Below are 17,838 nucleotides of genomic sequence, written 5' to 3' on the forward strand. Positions count from 1 at the left end.
GCGCGCCGCCGCCGCCGTGGGGGCGCGCCGCCATCGCCCGCGGGGCGCGCCGCCGCCGCCGTGGGGGCGCGGCCGTGGTAAGGCGGCTCGGCCCGCGCCTCCTCGACCCGAACGAAGCCAACGCCGCATGACCGATGTTGTTGGAAAGCTCTGGGGGTTCTGTCACACGCTCCGCCACGACGGCATCGACCACGGGGACTACATCGAGCAGATCACGTACCTGCTCTTCCTGAAGATGGCCGCGGAGCGAGGCCTCGATCTCTCGCGCGTCGCGCCGAGGGCGCCCCGCGGCGAGCTCGATCCGGTGGACTGCTCGTGGCCCGCGCTGCGCGCCGCGAGCGGGCAGGCGCTGCTCGACCGCTACGCCGAGGTGCTCCGGTCCCTCGAGCAGGCCCCCGGCGTGCTGGGGGAGATCTACGCGGGCTCGCAGCCGCGCTTCAAGAGCCCCGCGAACCTCGGGCGGCTCGTCGATCTCATCGACGAGATCGAGTGGACCGGCCTCGGCGTGGACATCCAGGCAGCGGCGTACGAGGGCCTGCTGGAGAAGGCCGCCGCCGAGGGCAAGAAGGGCGCCGGGCAGTACTTCACGCCGCGCGTCCTCATCCAGTCGATCGTGCGGTGCATGCGGCCCGATCCGCGGGGACAGCCGGGCTTCGCCCTCTGCGACCCGGCGTGCGGCACCGGGGGGTTCCTCGTCGCCGCCTGGGAGTGGCTCGAGGCCGAGGCGCGAGGGGCGCTCGACCGGGAGACGGCGGACCGGATCAAGTCCACGGCGTTCTTCGGTCACGAGCTCGTCGCGCGCCCCCGCCGCCTCGCCCTCATGAACCTGGTCCTCCACGGGATCGAGCCGAGGATCGCCCTCGGCGACTCGATCGACGCCCCGCCGCCCGCCGAGCGGTTCGACGTGATCCTGACGAACCCGCCCTTCGGCACGAAGGGGGCGCGCCAGACGCCGGGCCGCGAGGACTTCGCGATCGCGACCGCGAACAAGCAGCTCAACTTCATCCAGCACGTGCTGACGATCCTGAAGCCCGGCGGGCGGGCGGCGATGGTCCTGCCCGACAACTGCCTGTTCGCCGACCAGGCAGGCGCCGTGTTCGAGATCCTCGCCGAGGGCTGCGACCTGCACACGGTGCTCCGCCTGCCGCGCGGGACGTTCACGCCGTACAGCCCCGGCGTGAAGGCCAACGTCGTCTTCTTCACGAAGGGCCGCGCGACGGAGAAGGTCTGGATCTACGACGCACGGACCGGCGTCCCGTCGATCACCAAGAAGGATCGGCCGCTCTCGCCGGCGCATTTCGCCGAGTTCGAGCGGTGCTACGGCGACGACCCCGACGGGCGGGCGGGGCGCCAGGCGGCGAGCTCCCGCGAGGGCCGATTCCGCAGCTTCGAGCTCCGCGAGATCGAGGAGCGCGAGTTCAAGCTCGACGGGTTCAAATGGCTCAGGGAGGAGTCGCCCGACGACGCCGGCGAGCTGCCGGAGCCGGAGGAGCTGGCGACCGACGCGATCCTGGAGCTCGAAGAGGCCGTCGCCGCGCTCGGCCGCGTGCTCGCCCTGCTCGAGGGCGGGGCGAAGGCGGCCGAGGCGTGAGCGGGCGCCTGCGCCTGCCCGAAGCGTGGGCCGAGACGACGCTCGCGTCGATCTGCGCGCACCGGACCGGGAGCTCGAAGCTCATCAAGGGCAAGCTCCACGCCGAGCGGCGGCCCGGGCGCTACCAGGCGTTCAGCGCCTCCGGCCCCGACGTGTGGTGCGACCGCTGGGAGCACGAGGGCGAGGCGATCGTCGTCTCCGCCGTGGGGACGCGGTGCGGGAAGGCGTTCAAGGCGCGCGGGCGATGGTCGGCGATCGCGAACACCCACGTGGTCTGGCCGGACGGGCGGGCCATCGATCTCGACTACCTGTTCCTCCACCTCAACGACGAGGGCTTCTGGGTGAAGGGCGGCTCCGCGCAGCCGTTCGTGAAGGTGCGCGAGACCTTCGAGCGCCCCTTCGCGCTGCCTCCCCTCCCCGAGCAGCGCCGCATCGTCGCCAAGGTCGAGGCGCTGCTCGCCGAGGTGGACGCCGCCAAGGCGCGGCTCGCCAGGGCGTCGCTCGTCCTCCGGCGGCTCCGGCAGGCCGTGCTCTCGGCGGCGTGCTCGGGCAGGCTCACCGAGGATCTCCGCGCGCCGCGGCCGGCGCTCGCCGCCGCCGCGCCGCCTTCCGCCGAGCTCGCGGAGCCCCTCGCGCGCGCGTGGCCGCTGGCGGCGAGCGACGGCCGCGGCGCGCGGCCCCCGCCGGCGTCGTGGGCCCTCTGCCCGTTCGGCGCCCTGGTGGACAACCACGACGGCAAGCGCGTCCCCCTGAACTCCACGGTTCGAGAGCGGCGCCCGGGCCCGTACCCCTATTACGGCGCCTCGGGGATCATCGACTCGATCGATGGCTATCGGTTCGACGGAGACTACCTGCTCGTCGCCGAGGACGGCGCGAACCTCCTGTCCAGGAGCACCGCGGTGGCCTTCGCCGCGAGCGGGCGGTTCTGGGTGAACAACCACGCGCACGTCCTCCAGCCGAAGCCCGGCGTCGTCCTCGGGTACCTCGAGCTGCTCCTGAACTCGCTCGATCTCCAGCACCACGTGACCGGCTCCGCGCAGCCGAAGCTCACGCAGGCGGCGCTCAACGCCATCCCTGCCCCGCTCCCCCCGACCGAGGAGCAGGCCGAGATCGTCCGCCGCGCGCGGGCGCTGTTCGCGCTCGGCGGCGCGATCGAGGAGCGCGTGACCGCCGCCGCGGCCCGGGCCGACCGGCTCCCGCAGGCGATCCTCGCGCGGGCGTTCTCGGGCGAGCTCGTCCCCACCGAGGCGGAGCTGGCCCGCGCAGAGGGCCGGGGCTGCGAGCCCGCGGACGCGCTCCTGCGCCGCGTCCGCGCCGAGCAGGCGGGATCCGGGGCGAGCGGCCGCGGGGGCGGCGGACCGGGGCTGGCCTAGTTCTTGGTCGGCGCGGGCGCGCCGTCCTGGATCCACTGGCGGAGGGTCGCGAGCTCGGCGCTCGTCAGGGTCGGCTTGTTGTCCGCGCTCTGCGGCATCACGCCCGTGTTGCAGCTGGCGGTGGCGCTGGGCCTGCATCCGGCGCTCGCCGCCGTGCCCGCGACCTTGCGGTAGAGCCAGCTCTGCTCCGGATCTCCCGGCACCACGAGCTTGAACTGCCCGCCGCCCCTGGCCGGCTTGTTGACGAGGCCAGCGACGATGTCCGCCGAGCTGATCTCGCCGCCGAGCGACAGACCGGCCTGCGGGCCGGTCGACGGCGCGGCGTGGCAGCCGCTGCACTTGTTGACCATGCTCTCGAAGATCGGACGGACGCTGGTGTGGAACACGCCCGACTCCGTGGGCAGGGGGTCGACCGGGTCCGGGTTCAACTCAGGGTTGATGACCCGAGCGATCGCGTCCATCTCGTAGCACTGGGCCGCGACCGCGTCCTTCAGCTTCTGGTCGTCGGGCGACAGGCCCTTGGCGACGCGGTACTTCTCCCAGACCTTGTCGATCCAGCCGTGCAGCTTCCAGAACATGTAGTTGTCGATGTTCGTGAACTGGTTGCCGAGGCCGTGGTCGGTGTTGTTGCTGCGGACCCATTTGAAATGGAGCTCGCCGTGCAGGCCGCTGGCCGTCACGCTCGCACCCGGGATGGCTTGACCGGTGAAGCACTGGAGCCACATGCCGAACGCGCCTTCGTCGGGGAAGCGGCTCAGGTTCTCCGGCTTATCGATCTCGTCGGCGATCTTCGCGTTGGCGATCGTCGTGGCGCTCCAGGGCCTGAAGTCCGCTCTCCACTGCTGCGGCAGCTCCTCCGCGCTCGTGGGGAACTTGTCGAAGCCCTCGAACTGCTCCGAGTGGTTCGGCCAGAGCTGCTTCAGCGACTGGATCATGTGCCGGTGCATGGCGAGGAACTGGAAGCCGTCGCCCGTGGTCTTGCACTCCTGGTCCGACGGGACCGGGACCGACGAGTTGCAGATATCGACCCTGCTCATCCCGCCGAGCCCGCCGGGACCGCAGCGCCGGATGCTGTGCCACTCGAAGTGGGCGGCCTGCCATTCGTTCTCCTGCATCCAGGCGATCACCTCCGGCTGGACCGTGAGATCGGTCTGGCCGTTCTTGACGAACTCCGCCGGGCCGTCCTTGATCGTCGCGTCGCTGGGGTGGGGATCGAAGCCGTCCACGCAATGATCCTTCGGGTGCGTGACGCCGGTCCCGCTGGAGCCGCCGCCGCCGCTGCCGACGGCCGGTCCGGCGGACGAGGAGGTCGTGGTCGCGGAGGAGGAGGAGGACGGGCCGCTGCCGCTGGCGACGGAGGTCGCGCCGCCCGCTCCACCCCCGCCCTCCCCTCCCCCAGCGGTGCCCTCCGCGTCGGGATCTCCGCTGCTGCAGGCTCCCAGCAGAAGGGCCGTGACGCACGAGACGAGACAGAACGTGCGCTGCGAGATCTTGCCGAATGACACGGTGGACAAGCCTGCCTGATCGTTGATTCGCATGGTGCTCCTAGGTACCGCTGGATGCCGGGTGCGTGCTCCCGCGCAGACGCTGAGCGAGACGCCGGATGGGGGGCGTCGGGCAGCGGCTGGTCGCATCGCCTGGCACGAGGCCTCCAAGCAGAAAGGCGAGTAAAAAGATTGTTGAAAAGATCGTCGCCGTCGTTGGATGAGCCGAGGGAAAAGGAAGAGCGAAGCGACTCCGATGATGTCAAGGGCGAATCGCCACGCTCGCCTCGGGTGACAGAAGGTTCCTTACGCGATCCGCCTCCCTCTTGGAAAAGTGATGCCGTATCAAGAACTTACCAATGCATCGAAGATGCGCGTCACGCCCATCAGGAACGGAGCTTTGGTGTCGAGCGCGCGTGGCGAGCTCTGCCTCCCCGGCCGTCTTCAGGTGGAGCCAGCCCCGATGCCGATGATCGGCCCGGGATCCTCTGCGCGACAGGCTCATCCGCGGAGGATTCAAGAACGCTCGCGCTTCAGGGACATCAAACCTGCTTTCCTTAAGCTCTACGCAGGCAGCACACGGCGCCATCGCCGTGGACCACCCCACCCCTGACATTCCCGCGGCTCCGAACTTTGATCACCCGGACTCGCCGATCGTATCAATACCGCGTTCAGCAGAACATTTTCACGAGACGAGATCACGGGCGCCGCGGGCTCGCGCGCCGGAGTGCGTGTTCCACTGTGCCCGATGAAGCTCAGTGGATGCGCTCGCAGACGCGGGCGCCTCGCCCGGGTTCGTCGAGCTCTGCCGTTCGGTCGAGCGACGTCCTCGCCGTCGGGGCTGGTGGAGAGGTGTACCGACGCTCCATCAAGGATGCGTCGACGCATCCGTCGACGCATCGACCGGGCCGCCTTCACGCCACAGCCAGCCTGCGGGCGCAGGCGCCTCCCCGCGGATCACCTGCCGCACCGTCAGGACGACCACGCGGCCCGCCTCGCGCTCCTCCGCGAGCCAGCCCACGAGCGTGGAGAGGTCCTCGATGGAGATGCTGTAGTCGTCGCAGGCGTCACAGATATGGTGGAAGGTGAGCTGTATCCATCCGCCATCCTGCTGCCCGCGCCGGACGAGCGCCTGAATCGTTGAGAGGCGGTGAACGAGGTGGAGGGAGCCGGGCGTGCGGGTGGCCATGGGGTCGCGCGGCGGGATGGTCTCCGCGCGTGCGCAGAGGAGGCACGGGGGTATGCCGAGCCCGCCCGCCCTCCTGGCGCTGTCGTAACCGCAGGAGCGCACCTGCTCGGCGCTGACGCTGTCGTAGGCGCCGCGGGGGTACGCGAAGTCGCTCACGTCGAGGCCCAGCGCGAGGAGCGCGCGGCGATCGTCGCAGACCTGCCGGCGCAGCTCTCCGGCAGGGAGCCCGGGCAGCGACGCGTGGTCGACGGTGTGGCCGCCGATCTCGTGGCCGTCGGACGCGAGCGCGCGGAGGTCTGCGACCGTCAGGTAGCCGGGACGGCCGAGTCGACCGCTGTTCACGAAGAACGTGGCATGCATCCGGTGCTCGGCGAGGATGGAGCGCGCGGAGAGCTGATTCGCCAGCGTATCGTCGAACTCGAGGGACACGACGGCGACGCCCGGGGGACACCCTGCCAGGAGGATCGAGGCGAGGAGGACGGCGGCGAGGCACGCTCCGATGCACAGAAGCACCGCCTGGTCGTGGCGCGTCGCGAGGCGCCGCGCGCCGCCCTTGTTTGTGCGCAGGCTCTCCACAGCAGACACCGCCGTATCATCGGCCGTGCCTGCGCCTCCGGCGTCCTCCGACGGAGATCAGCGCGCTATGCGCCTTCCGGGAACGTCTGGCGCTCCTCCCGGGACAGGGAGCGACGAGCTCCGTGACCTTTATGGAGTGCGGATAGCTGCTGGGTGAGCGCCAGTAGGTGCCAGCGCCGGGCGTGGCGGAAGGAGGGCCGCCGCGTCGCGTCATCAGCGCAGTGACCAAACGCGTGTACGCGACTGGGTGCTCGATCTGAGGCAGCATGACCTGCGAGGTGGCGTGCGAAGCCGCGGACGTGCTCGCGGCGGCCGCTCCGGTCGATTTCGACTGCGTCGTCGGCCCCACGAGCGGTCCGGCGTGCCGGCGGTTGAGCTGCGGCCAAGGTTCCTCGGTGACTCTGTGCACGGTGCAGAGCGGCCCTCACTGCGGCAGCTACCAGTCGTTCGGGGTCGCGAACCTCGCGTGGGACCTGTTCGAAAAGTCGGCGCTCCCCTGAGCTGAAGAGGACCATCCGTCTCCAGAGAGAGAAAAGTGGCCTCGGGGCGCCCGTCTTCATCTCCATCTCGTCATATGGCGCGCAGCCCTCTCAATGCGGTGGACCTTTCTTGCGCTTACGCGCTGCCCCTGCGGGCTGGCGTGATGGTTGCTTCCGTTCGACCAAACCGGTCGAGCGTTTCGCCAAGCCGTCTGGCTCGTGAAAATCGATTCCAATGACCGCGAGGTTCTCGATGTCCGAGCGCTGCGACCGAAGATCCTCCGCTCGCGCAATCAAGCAATGAACGAGGGCATCGAATTTGGGCACTTGATTTGGGGCGCTGCCCCACTCCTTTTTATTCCTGGAGGAAACCAGGACAAGCACACCATGTTGAGCAGCTGCGTCCCTCATGTACTGGCCTACGAGCTGCTTCTCGAGCGCAGTCTCCAGGGCGGTAAGCGACCAGCAATCGGCGATCTTCACCTCGATGCTGATCGGACCGAGGCCATTGGCCCTTATGCGTAGGTCAGGCCTGGTGCCATCCGCGAGTTCGTCTTCTCGCGAGACCGTGTAGCGACCATGCGCCCGCACTTCCAGCTCTTTGCGCAGGAGCCTCTGAAAGTGAGATTCATCAATGTCGTCTCGGCAGTAGGTGGCCTTGGGACTGTCGTCGTCTCTCTCGATATGGTGGCGGATGTCAGCGAGCACATCGAGCGTAACTGCGAAGAGATCGGCGGTTATGCGCGGGGCGAGCAGCCCGCGTTCGAGGAAGCAGCGGATGTCCTCAAGTGACCACTGCCTTGCGGCGGCGCGCGCGGCGCATCCATCCGCGGCATGGACGAGCGAGCTCCTGGACCAGTCGCTGTTCCAAGGTGCGCTCGCCAGGCTTTCCAGGAGCCTGATCGCCTGGAGCGTCCCGGTCGCTTCGACTGCGTTCTGGAGGCGCCAGCGGAGCTGCTGGGCGTCGTATCGTGGATGGTTAAAATCCTCGATATCCTCGCTGGGACGAACGTGTCTGAAGACGACATCAAGTAGCGATTGGAGCTCTGCTTCTTTACCTTGGAACAACTCCAGCAACTGCTCCGGCCTGCGCTCGGCCATGCACGCGACGACGCACGCATCCGACGCCTCACCGGGCGCGGCCCCGGAGACTTCGTCGCGAAGGAATGCCACACCCTCGCCCGCGTCCAGGACGACCCATGCGCACCACCACGCTGCAAAGCGCCGGGGAGCATCCCGGCTCGCCGCACAGCGAGACCGGCACAGCGCGCGCAACTCATCGGTGTGAGCGCTCAACCCGTGCAACGCTTGAAGCGTGTACTCCAGAACGGGTACGTGCGGGGGATCGGCCGACCGCAGCAGATCGAGCAAGAGGGGCGCACAGGCCGCACGCACGGGCTGCGAGGCGTGAGCGATCTTCCGAAGGAGCCGCTCGCCGTGCTCGGAGGCGTGGTCGAGGCGGAGCGAAGAGCCGAAGATCTCACAGAGCACCGAGGGCGATCGTTTCGCGCATCCGTCCAGCCAAGCGGGGAATTCGTTAAGCTGCCAGCCGGCATAGGTGATGGCTCTCCGCAGGCGCCCCTCGTCAAGCTGCGTCACGTCGAGCCCCTGCTGGATCTCGAGGCTCAGGCCCAAGGCGCCGATCACGCCGACCTGAGGGAGCACGTTCGCTGGCATCTCGTGCAGCGCGGGGGGCGTCTGCCTCTGCCATACTCGTTGAAACCCCTCCGCCGCGGCTGCCGCCAGTTCGGCATCGTATTTGCTCGTGACGGCGGCAGGAGACCACCCGTCATCGCTACACCCGACCTCGTACAGGTGCATCAGCGCACGAAATGCCTCGCCGCTGCGAATCTGCAGCAGCTTCTCCCGGAGCACGGCGCGCGCCTTATTGCGCCTCCGTTCTTCCTTAAACGGCACTTGGCGAAGCTGCCAGCTCAGTCTCCACGCACCTTCAAGTTCTTTTCCCTGTAGCGGGGAACCCATGATTCTTTGGAGATGCTTCATCAGCTCCGGCCGCTGTTTCGCCACGCGCTCCACCCGGCCACGATCGCCGGATTCATCCCTCTGGACGCTCAACACGTCTATCAGACCGTCAAACGCCAGGAGACGACCCTCGACGTGGTCGTGAGTTATAGCATCCCCCTCCAGCCAGTCAGCATCTTCCGAGGAGCGGCTGAATAACGAGTAAGGCCATACTTCAGCTACGTGGCGCGGCCAGTGGCCGTGCTTGCCCCGCCACCGCTCGACCCTGTCCCAGAACATCGCGCGCCGCAGGGGAGCTTTGTCGGCGAGGAGATTCGCGAGCTCTACACGCCCAAATGCGCTGAGATTATTCGCCTGTTCCAATACGTGAATGCCGGCCGGAAGCAGGGTAACCACATCTCCCGTCCGGAGCATGTCGTCGAGAAGCACCACCACAAGCGGCAACCACTCCAGCGGCTTGGCGTCCTCATTCCCCTTCTCGGCGGAGCGGCGTTCGAAGAGCTCTATGAGACCGGAGAGCAGGCTGGCGCGCATCTCGGGAGGACATCGGGTCCCGACATGCTTGAAAAGACGACGGTAGCCATCGCTGACATCTGAGGTTGGCGGTACCACCTCGATGAGGGCTATCAGCTGGTCACCCGTGAGCACATCCGGGAACAACGTCTCCACCAGCTCGCGGGCGGTGTTGCGGTCCCCCGCGAAGCGAGGGATCATCGCGTGGAAGAGGGAGCATTTTTCCAGGAGCGTTCCCGTAGCGGCTACCGCCCGGACGGCCTGGCACCGAAGGAAGGAGGGGATCGCTTCCTCCTCCGCCACATGCCGCGCCGCTTCGGCGAGCGATGGCAGCTTCTTCCGCTCGATCATCTCGAGGAGTGCCTTTCTTAGATCGTCGGAGACGTGCGGCGCGAGCAGATCGCGGATCTCTGCCGTGAGGTCCGGCCCGGCAAACCGCTCCAGCCCGGCCCCGTCGAAGCGGTGCAGCGTGCGTTTTCGGCCGGCGAACCGGCGCGCGTAGCTTCGCAGCACCTCGCGGCGTGTCTCGGGGGAGAGTTCCGAGGGGTCGCCGAGATCCATCAGGTGCTCCGGCGCGATCTCCACGGCGCGCCGACAGACCTCCGCGTCGTTGATCGCGAGCCACGCGACGACCGCCTCGAAGCCTGGTCGGGCGAAGTGGCGGCCCTCCACCGTGGCGAACACCAAGCGAGCGAGCTTATGGGCCGTAAGGCCATGGCCCAGACGGAGTCGTCCAAGGCACGAGGCCGCCAGGTACTCGCGCATCGTTCGGTGGTGGAAGCGGACGCGACCATAGGTGGCCGGATCGAAGACCGCCAGCCGAAGCAGGGACAGGATCTCAGCGTCCTTCCAGTCAGAGAGGAGGTCTCGAAGACCAAGAGCGCCAACCGGAGCCTCAGCCGTCCATCCCGGGAGGGCGATGGTTTCGCTGTGCGCCATCGTCAGCGCCAGGGCAACCCGCTCGATGCCATCGCGAGCCTGGGTGCGAGAGATAGCGATGCCATGGAGGACCGGATCGCGATTGTCGTCGAGCTTCTCGCGTATGCCTTCCTCGAGCATGGTCCGGAGCGAGCCGAAGGCGCGCCGCCGTTTCCACGAGAGCGCGAGCCACTGGACGTCCTGCGGCCGGCCCGCGAGCCCCCAGAGGTCCGCTCGACCGATGGCGGACATGAAGTCTTCGACGTCCGTCAGCCCAGCGCTTTGCTGAGCGTAGGTTCGAACCTGTTCCCAGCTTAACGGCGCGAGCCGGAGGATACGAAATGACGTGAGGGCCCGTTCCCCATCGTCGCGCAGCGCCCGTCTCCACCGGAGCGCGTGTCGCACAGGGCGGGCCTGGGGCTGGGGCCCCGGTGGCGCTTTCGGCGCGACAAGCCGCCCGGCGAACCGGCGGAGTTCCTCCGCGTCCTGCTCACTCCAGTCCGAGTGACGGCATGAAACGACCACGTGACACCGGACGAGCGCGCTCGCGAGCGTCTCTTCGAGCTTTGCGAGCGCGCGCCGCAGGCTCTGTCCGTGGAGCTTGGCCTCGTCCACAGAATCGAGGAAGAGCCATCCCTCCTCGGAGCCTTGCCTCCAGCGCTCCAAAACGTCGCGATCGCCCTCAAGGGCTGCAGCCACACCGTCCTTCGCGAGATCTTCCACGCGGAGGAAGAATCCCTCGCGACCGTCCATCCGGAGCCGCTCGGCCTGCGCCCGCAGCTCGCGTGTCTTGCCGGAGCCGGCTTCACCAAGGATCACGATGCAGGGACTCGACAGTGCCCGGGCCCACGTGAGCGCGTCTCTGGGGACGTAACGAAGTGCCGCGAGCGAGGGCAACTCGTCCAGCCGCTCTGCAGGCAGCAGGAGGCGGTTCAGATCGATCCACGAGGACATCGCAGGTCTCGTACGGCGGTCGAGCTGCCGAAGCAACGACGCGCGATCCTGCGCCGGGCTGCTGTGTCCGGTCGCGGCTGTTCGACAGGCTTGCATGGCGCTGCCTGCCTCCCACACTGTGTGTCGCGGCGCAGAGTGCTTTCTGCAGGCCGTCGCCCTGCGCGACGGTCACCCCGGCGGCATGACCACGTGGCTGCCGCGGCTCGTCGAGCGCTCTGGCGCCGCGAGCGTAGAGACCTTCCTTACCGACCCGCTCTCTCAGGGCGCGACGAGCGCCGCGTGCCCACGGAACGGGTACGTCGGAGCGGCCTAATTTGCTTGATTTCTGAGCAGTTTTTCTGGATCTAGGTCGCGATCGTCTTGGTTTTTGAATCGATTTTCTAGATTTTGCCATCGTTTGACTGAATTTGACCAATAAATTTCTAGATGAAGCCTGTAACCGTCCACAAATCCAGACAGTATTTCTGGATTTCGTGGTTCTTTGTCTGATTTGTCGGCTAGGATGTCCCGATGGCCCTGGTCCCCACGCCCCCCGCCGCCCCGCGCGGCTACAGCGCCGTCGAGCTGGCCCGCGCCGCCGGCGTGAGCACCGGCACGATTAAGCACTGGTTCGCGGAGGGACTGATGGACAAGCCCGCGTTCCGCGGCCGCCGCACCACGTACGGCCGCGAGCACCTCGTTCGGGCGCTCGCGATCAAGAAGCTGCGCGAGCACAACCTGCTGCTCTCGGAGATCAAGCGGAAGCTCGCCGCGATCCCGCTCGAGGAGCTGGCGAAGGAGGTGCTGCCGCCGGAGCCGCCCACGAGCGAGGCGCCCGGCGCAGGCGAGCGCGCGGACGCGGCGGAGATCGGTCGGGCGTGGCGGCGCGTGGAGCTGATGCCCGGGCTGGAGCTGCACGTGCGCGCGGACGCAGGCGCGGTGGTGCACCGGATGGCGGCGGAGATCCGCGAGAAGTATGGATGTGAACGCGAGGAAGGGTGAACGAGGGGCGGGCCCCGCGGAGAGAGAGCGCCGGTCGCGCTCCCCGCAGCCGGCGCTAGCCGCTCGCCTTTCGCGCGCCGAGCGCCAGCATCGCGTCCCAGAACATCTTCTCGTAGGCCTGAAATAGCCGGGTCGTGCGGCGGATCGCCCGGGGCTCCACGCCGCGGTCGAGCCCGTCCTGCACGATCGCGACCGCGGTGTCCTCGAACGACGGCAGGTTCGCGAACGCGTCCAGGAAGGCCGTGTGCTCCGGGCCGAAGCCGTACCGGTCGCGGAGCGCCTCCCCCATCCTGCCGCAGCTGAACCCCCACGCTGGAAAGTTGATGAGCAGGGCACACGCGATCTCGGCCGCCGAGGCGTTCGCCGCCGCCCAGGCCATCTGGGTGGCGTAGGCGAACCCCTCCGCGGTGACCTCGTACCGATCCAGGTCGTCCCTCGTCATGCCGAGCTTCTCGCCCATGGCGGCGATCGCGGCGGGCGCCGCGAGCTCGCCCTGAAGGACGCCGCTCCAGAAATCGCGAAAGGGCGTGTCCGCGAAGCGCTGGAGCATCATCGCCATCGACCGCATGTCGCTGAGCACCACATGGTGCTGGTGGCCCGGAAACGCCTTCAGCCCGTCGAGCGTGATCTCGCCGCGCGAGAGCGCGCCCGGATAGGGGTGATCCCTCAGCTGATCGTCGATGTTGCGGAGCTCTTCGCGGATGTCCTTCACCAGCGCGGTCGCGGCCTTCATGGATGGCGTCCTCCGTTCGGGCCTCATCCTACCACCGCGCGGCCCCTGCGTTCCCGCGGATGTGCGCGCGGAGATCGGGCCATGACGGCGGCAGCGCCGGTCGCGGTCACGCCCCGTCCGGAGCGCGCCCCTTCGCGCAGTAGCGCTCGACCCACTCGGCGATGCGGCGGCTGTAGAACACCCGGTGGCTCGGCTTGCCGCGCTCGGCGAGGTGGTGGTCGCCGCCGGGAAAGCGAATGAGCTCGACGGGCGCCTTGCCCGATCGCACGAGCGCCGCAAAGAGCTCTTCCGACTGGCCGATGGGGCAGCGGTGGTCCTCCTCGCCGCACAGGATCAGGGTGGGCGTCGCGGCCTCTCCGGCCCAGGACACCGGCGAGAGCTCGCGGTAGCGCTCTCGCCTGTCGAACGGCTCGCCGCGCATGTCGTGCGGATCGACGTAGTAGCCGGTGTCGGACGTCCCGTAATGGGACTCGAGGTTCGCCACCGGCGCGCTCGAGACGGCGGCGCGGAAGCGCTTCGTCTTGCCGATCGCCCAGGCCGCCATGAAGCCGCCGTACGACTTGCCCGCGATGGCGACGCGATCGCCGTCGACCGTGCCCTCGGCGACCAGCGCGTCGATCGCGGCGAGGTGCTCCGGCAGGTCGCGCTCGCCCCAGCGCCCCCGCAGGCGATCGGCGAACTCCTTTCCGTACCCGCCCGAGCCGACCGGGTTGAGCGACAGGACGGCCCACCCGCGGGACACGAGGACATACCAGTACGGCCGGTACGTGAAGCCGAACTCGACGTAGGCGTGCGGGCCCCCGTGCACGTGGACGAGCAGCGGCGCCGGCTCGCCGCCGCGATCCGGCGGCAACATCAGGAGGCCGGCGTTCTCCATGCCCGACGCGCCGCGGAACTCCCGCAGCGCGACGTCGGGCCAAGCGCGGCCCTCGCCCCAGGCCTCGTTGACGTTCACGAGGAGCCGCGCGTCCGAGCCGTCCCAGCGCGCGCTCCCGAGCAGGCCGCAGAGGCGCATGGTGCTCCACAGGAACGCGAGCCTGCCCGCGCCGGGCGCCGCGCTGATCTGCGTGATCTGCCGGTCGTCCGAGATGGCCTTGCGGAGCGTGCGCTGCTCGACCGAGACCAGCGCCACCTCCGAGGTGCTCTCGGTCGCGAGGACCACGGCGAGCTCGCGCCCGTCCGCGGACCACGCCGGGGGCATCACCTTGCCGAGCGGGAAGCTCGCGACCTCCGTGTCCTCGGAGGTGACCATGCGCGGCTCCGCCTCGCCCCGCGCGTCGACGACCCAGACGTGCTGTCGCGAGCCGCCCTCCTCGCGCGGGCTGTAAAACGCGAGGGCGCCGCCGTCCGGCGACCACGAGGGCATCGCGGCGAGCGGGCAGCCGCGCGTCACCTGCCGGAGCCCTTCGCCCGACGGCGTCATCACCCAGAGGTCGCTCCGGTGGGCGTCACGGGGGCCCGTCCGCGTCCGGCTGAACGCGATGTGGCGCCCGTCGGGCGACCACGCCGGGTCGCTCTCGTTGGCGTCGCCGCGCGTGATCTGCCGCGCCTCGCCCCCCTCGGCGGGGACGACGAAGAGGTGCGTCCGGCGGTCCAGCACGAACCCCTCCCCGTCGCTTTTGTACAGGGCCCTCGTCACCACCCGCGGAGCGCCCGGCGGCGCGCCCGAGGCCACGCTCGCCGAGAAGACCAGGGCCGCTCCGTCGGGCGACCAGGCGGCGAGACCGGCGCCCGACGCGAGATCGGTCAGCCGCCTCGCCTCGCCGCCGTCGATCCGCATCACGTAGAGCTGCGCCGGGCCGCCGCCGCGATCCGAGAGGAAGGCGATCCGAGACGCGTCGGGCGAGAAGCGCGGGCTCTCGTTCGTGTCCGAGCCGAACGTGATCTGCCGGGGGGCGCCGCCGGCCGCGGGGATCAGCCACAGGTTGGAGACATAGGCGTCCGCCTCGGCGTCGACCTCCTCGAGGACATAGACGATCCACCGGCCGTCGGGCGAGAGGACCACCTCGGAGACGAGCTTGAAGGACAGGAGGTCATCCGGCTCGAAGCGGCGAACGTCGGGCTTTCGCATGGGCAAAACAAGGTGGACCGGGAGGCGGACGTCAAGCCTCCTCGGCGGGGCCATGACCTCGCGAGACCGCGCGCCGGGCTGCCCCGATGACTCCGCCCGGCGGCGGGTCAGGCGCGCTGGGCGAAGAAGCGGGCGTTGATCTCCCGGTAGTGCTGCCACTCGGCCGGCAGCTCGTCTTCATCGAAGATGGCGTCCACCGGGCACTCGCCCTCGCAGGCGCCGCAAGAGGTGCACGACTCGGGATCGATGTAGAGCTGGAGGCGCGCGAGGCGCGTCTTCCGCTCTCCTTCGGGGAGCTCCGCGATGCGCGCGATCTCGTCCGCCGGGAGCGGGCCGTGGATGCACTCCACGGGGCAGACGGAGACGCACGCGGTGTCGCAGGTGGCGATGCAGGGCTCGGCGATGACGTAAGCCATGAAGGGGTCCTTTCCGCGGAACGATCGCCCGCGCTCTCTTCACGCCTTTGTGCATGTGCACGGCGCATACCCGCGCCCCGAGCGGCCTTTTCCCGGGCTCGCGCCGGCCTTGTGCGGCCCTGGCAACGCCCGTACGGTGCCGCGCAACGCCATTTCGGTGGCGTCGCTCCCCGCCCGATGACCGCCCCCGCCGATCGCGCCCTCCTCCTGCTCGCCGACCTCGGCGAGGCCGCGGCGCGCGCGCACACGGAGGCGACGCTCGTCCCCGCGGTGAGCGCCGTGCTCGCGCGCCACCTCCCGCTCCGGCGGCTCGATCTCCGCCGCGGCGCGGCCGCGCCGGGCGCGCCGGAGATCCGGCGCGGGGCGGGCGACGAGGCGATCGCCGTCTTCGCGCTCCGCGACGCGGAGGGCGACGTCGGCTGCGCCGCGATGGAGCTCGGCGAGGGCGCGGCGCTCGACCTCTCGCCCGCGCTGCTCGAGGCGCTGGGCCGCCTGCTCGCCGTGGCGCTCCGGCAGGTGCAGGTCCTCGGGCGCGTCGCGGCGATCGCGCGCCGCGCGCAGGGCGAGAAGCGGGCGCTCCAGGAGGAGCTCGACCGCGTCGCGCTGCCCCGGGAGGTGGTCGCGAGGGGCCCGGCGATGCGGGCGATCTTCCTGGAGATGGTGCCGCTCGTCGCGCGGCAGGACACGACCGTGCTGGTGCGCGGGGAGACCGGCACGGGCAAGGAGGTGATCGCGCGCCGCATCCACGCGCTCTCGCGCCGCGCGGAGCGGCCGTTCCTCGCGGTGAACTGCGGCGCGCTGCCCGAGGGGCTCGTCGAGAGCGCGCTCTTCGGCCACGAGCGCGGCGCGTTCACGGGCGCCGCGGCGCGCCACATCGGGACGTTCGAGCGCGCGAGCGGCGGGACGCTGCTGCTCGACGAGATCGGCGAGCTGCCGCGGGCGGCGCAGGCGAAGCTCCTGCGCGTGCTCCAGGAGGGCGAGATCGAGCGCGTCGGCGGCGAGGGCGCGGTGCGCGTGTCGGTGCGGGTGATCGCCGCGACGCACCGGCCGCTCGAGGCGATGGTGGCGAGCGGGGCGTTCCGCGAGGACCTGTACTACCGGCTGCAGGTGTTCCCGATCGTCGTCCCCCCGCTGCGGGAGCGGCCCGAGGACCTGGAGCCGCTCACGCGGGTCATCGTGGAGAAGGTCGCGGCGAGCTTCGGCCGGCGGCCGCCGCGGGTGAGCGCGGAGGCGATGGCGCGGCTGCGGGCGCACGGCTGGCCGGGCAACGTGCGGGAGCTGGAGAACGTGATCGAGCGGTCGATGGTGATGTCGACCGGGGACGAGCTCGTCCTGTCCGCGCCGCTCGCCGCGGCGCCGCGCGCGGCCGGGCGCGCGGTGACGTACCGGGAGGCGGCGCAGCGCTGCATCGAGGACGCGCTGCGGGCGTCGGGCGGGAAGATCTACGGGGAGGGCGGGGCGGCCGCGGCGCTCGGGCTGAAGCCGACGACGCTGCAAAGCAAGATGCGGAAGCTCGGGATCCGGCGGGAGGATGGCGGGAACGGCGGGAACGGCGGGAAACGATGACTCGAGGGCAGCGCGGCCCGGCATCGGGTGCTCGGCCGCCGTCGACGAGGCCGCGTCAGCGCTCCGCGACGGCGAGCCGCTCGATGGCGCGGACGCCGCGATGCGGGGGCCAGTAGCGCGCGGCCCAGTCCACGGTCGACTCGTCGGAGAGCACGCGGAGGCCGGCGCGCGCGAGGAGCTCGCGCATCTCCTCGCGGGCGAGCGGCGTGCGGACGGGCTCGCCCAGGGAGCGGAACATGCCCCGGATCACGCGCTCCGCCCAGGCGGGGAGCTCGGCGTCGGGGAGCATCCCGTAGGTGAGCGCGATGCGGCTGCCGGGCGCGGAGAGCGCCGCCGTGAGGCGCAATGTCGCCTCGATCGCCTCGCGCGTCAGGTAAACGGCCACGCCCTCCCAGATCCAGAACGTGGGCTCGGCCGGGCGGAAGCCGGCCGCGAGGAGCGCCGCGTCGAGGCGGTCTCGCTCGAAGTCCACCGGCACGCGCGCGAGGCCGCGGGCCTCGAGCTCCGGCGCGGCGCCCGGCGCGCCCGCGGCGCTGCCGTCCCCGCGCGCGAGCGACGCGAGGCGCTCGACCTTGTCGCGCTGCGTGCTCGGGTGATCGACCTCGAAGACCTGGACGCCCGCGAGCTCGGGCAGGCGCATCGCGCGGCTGTCCAGGCCAGCGCCGAGCACGACGAGCTGGGATGTGCCGCGCGCGACGGCCTCGCGGAGCGCGTCGTCGATCGCGCGGGTGCGGAGCGCGACGTGGTAGCCGACGCCGAACGTGGCGACGCCGATCGCGCGGTGGAGGGCGCGGGCGGCGGCAGGAGAGCCCGCCGCCAGCGGGAGCGCGCGCGCCGGCAGCGCGAGCGGCCACGGGACGAGGCGGGCCGCGAGCGGGTCGGGCGCCACGCGGTAGGGCTCGGGCATCTCGGTGTAGAGCGCCCGCAGGGCAGCGACGAGAGAGGCGGTGAGGCTTGGGCGTTGAGATCGCACGGGGTGCCGGGGCTCGCGGTGGGCCGCCCTGGATCGTC

12 protein-coding genes are annotated in these 17,838 nt (G+C 70.2%); 5 read left to right on the forward strand and 7 right to left on the reverse strand.

Annotation, left to right across the window (positions count from 1 at the left end; genetic code table 11):
* Nucleotides 1-127 precede the first annotated feature (127 nt).
* Both WME98_RS05080 and WME98_RS05085 read left to right on the forward strand, forming a co-directional pair.
* On the forward strand, nucleotides 128-1,591 hold the full coding sequence (locus WME98_RS05080) for an N-6 DNA methylase (protein ID WP_437950242.1): 1,464 nt from the start codon (nucleotides 128-130) through the stop codon (nucleotides 1,589-1,591).
* The gene (locus WME98_RS05085) at nucleotides 1,588-2,964 is read left to right on the forward strand and encodes a restriction endonuclease subunit S (RefSeq protein ID WP_437950243.1); all 1,377 of its coding nucleotides are present in this window, start codon (nucleotides 1,588-1,590) and stop codon (nucleotides 2,962-2,964) included. The genes WME98_RS05080 and WME98_RS05085 overlap by 4 nt, the downstream gene beginning before the upstream one ends.
* On the opposite strand, the gene WME98_RS05090 is transcribed toward WME98_RS05085, so the two are convergent.
* Nucleotides 2,961-4,469, reverse strand: a complete 1,509-nt coding sequence (locus WME98_RS05090; RefSeq protein WP_437953956.1) for a hypothetical protein — start codon at nucleotides 4,467-4,469, stop codon at nucleotides 2,961-2,963. The two genes, WME98_RS05085 and WME98_RS05090, sit on opposite strands and share 4 nt — an antisense overlap.
* An 847-nt stretch (nucleotides 4,470-5,316) precedes the next feature.
* On the reverse strand, nucleotides 5,317-6,222 hold the full coding sequence (locus WME98_RS05095) for a polysaccharide deacetylase family protein (RefSeq protein ID WP_437950244.1): 906 nt from the start codon (nucleotides 6,220-6,222) through the stop codon (nucleotides 5,317-5,319).
* A 257-nt stretch (nucleotides 6,223-6,479) separates the two neighbouring features.
* On the opposite strand from WME98_RS05095, the gene WME98_RS05100 reads away from it, so the two are divergent.
* Nucleotides 6,480-6,713, forward strand: a complete 234-nt coding sequence (locus WME98_RS05100; protein WP_437950245.1) for a hypothetical protein — start codon at nucleotides 6,480-6,482, stop codon at nucleotides 6,711-6,713.
* A 90-nt stretch (nucleotides 6,714-6,803) separates the two neighbouring features.
* Here the strand turns inward: WME98_RS05100 and WME98_RS05105 are convergent, their stop codons facing one another.
* Nucleotides 6,804-11,060 carry a hypothetical protein gene (locus WME98_RS05105; RefSeq protein ID WP_437950246.1) on the reverse strand — a complete coding sequence of 1,419 codons (4,257 nt, stop codon included), beginning with the start codon at nucleotides 11,058-11,060 and terminating at the stop codon, nucleotides 6,804-6,806.
* 510 nt (nucleotides 11,061-11,570) lie between these two features.
* Here WME98_RS05105 and WME98_RS05110 point away from each other — a divergent pair.
* Nucleotides 11,571-12,041 carry a helix-turn-helix domain-containing protein gene (locus WME98_RS05110; protein ID WP_437950248.1) on the forward strand — a complete coding sequence of 157 codons (471 nt, stop codon included), beginning with the start codon at nucleotides 11,571-11,573 and terminating at the stop codon, nucleotides 12,039-12,041.
* 55 nt (nucleotides 12,042-12,096) lie between these two features.
* On the opposite strand, the gene WME98_RS05115 is transcribed toward WME98_RS05110, so the two are convergent.
* The 3 genes from WME98_RS05115 to WME98_RS05125 form a co-directional block, all read right to left on the reverse strand.
* A complete protein-coding gene (locus WME98_RS05115) occupies nucleotides 12,097-12,774 on the reverse strand; it encodes a hypothetical protein (protein WP_437950249.1) in 678 nt (225 codons plus the stop codon).
* A gap of 106 nt (nucleotides 12,775-12,880) precedes the next feature.
* The gene (locus tag WME98_RS05120; RefSeq protein ID WP_437950250.1) at nucleotides 12,881-14,845 is read right to left on the reverse strand and encodes a S9 family peptidase; all 1,965 of its coding nucleotides are present in this window, start codon (nucleotides 14,843-14,845) and stop codon (nucleotides 12,881-12,883) included.
* A gap of 107 nt (nucleotides 14,846-14,952) precedes the next feature.
* Entirely contained in the window at nucleotides 14,953-15,261 is a 309-nt protein-coding gene (locus WME98_RS05125) for a 4Fe-4S dicluster domain-containing protein (protein ID WP_437950251.1), read from the reverse strand.
* A gap of 177 nt (nucleotides 15,262-15,438) precedes the next feature.
* On the opposite strand from WME98_RS05125, the gene WME98_RS05130 reads away from it, so the two are divergent.
* Nucleotides 15,439-16,827 (forward strand): sigma-54 interaction domain-containing protein, encoded by a 1,389-nt coding sequence (locus tag WME98_RS05130; RefSeq protein WP_437950252.1) that lies wholly within the window; start codon nucleotides 15,439-15,441, stop codon nucleotides 16,825-16,827.
* A gap of 55 nt (nucleotides 16,828-16,882) precedes the next feature.
* Here the strand turns inward: WME98_RS05130 and WME98_RS05135 are convergent, their stop codons facing one another.
* Nucleotides 16,883-17,800, reverse strand: coding sequence for a class I SAM-dependent methyltransferase (locus WME98_RS05135; RefSeq protein ID WP_437950253.1), 918 nt, complete (start codon nucleotides 17,798-17,800; stop codon nucleotides 16,883-16,885).
* Between the last annotated feature and the right edge of the window lie 38 nt (nucleotides 17,801-17,838).

It is taken from the genome of Sorangium sp. So ce296 (genome assembly GCF_051529605.1).
GTDB lineage: Bacteria > Myxococcota_A > Polyangia > Polyangiales > Polyangiaceae > Sorangium > Sorangium cellulosum_D.

Bases quoted from the DNA above. Each gene is read 5' to 3' on its own strand.
- WME98_RS05080 (WP_437950242.1), top strand. From the start codon at position 128: ATGACCGATGTTGTTGGAAAGCTCTGGGGGTTCTGTCACACGCTCCGC.
- WME98_RS05120 (WP_437950250.1), bottom strand. From the start codon at position 14,845: ATGCGAAAGCCCGACGTTCGCCGCTTCGAGCCGGATGACCTCCTGTCC.
- WME98_RS05100 (WP_437950245.1), top strand. From the start codon at position 6,480: ATGACCTGCGAGGTGGCGTGCGAAGCCGCGGACGTGCTCGCGGCGGCC.
- WME98_RS05105 (WP_437950246.1), bottom strand. From the start codon at position 11,060: ATGTCCTCGTGGATCGATCTGAACCGCCTCCTGCTGCCTGCAGAGCGG.
- WME98_RS05125 (WP_437950251.1), bottom strand. From the start codon at position 15,261: ATGGCTTACGTCATCGCCGAGCCCTGCATCGCCACCTGCGACACCGCG.
- WME98_RS05130 (WP_437950252.1), top strand. From the start codon at position 15,439: ATGACCGCCCCCGCCGATCGCGCCCTCCTCCTGCTCGCCGACCTCGGC.
- WME98_RS05115 (WP_437950249.1), bottom strand. From the start codon at position 12,774: ATGAAGGCCGCGACCGCGCTGGTGAAGGACATCCGCGAAGAGCTCCGC.
- WME98_RS05110 (WP_437950248.1), top strand. From the start codon at position 11,571: ATGGCCCTGGTCCCCACGCCCCCCGCCGCCCCGCGCGGCTACAGCGCC.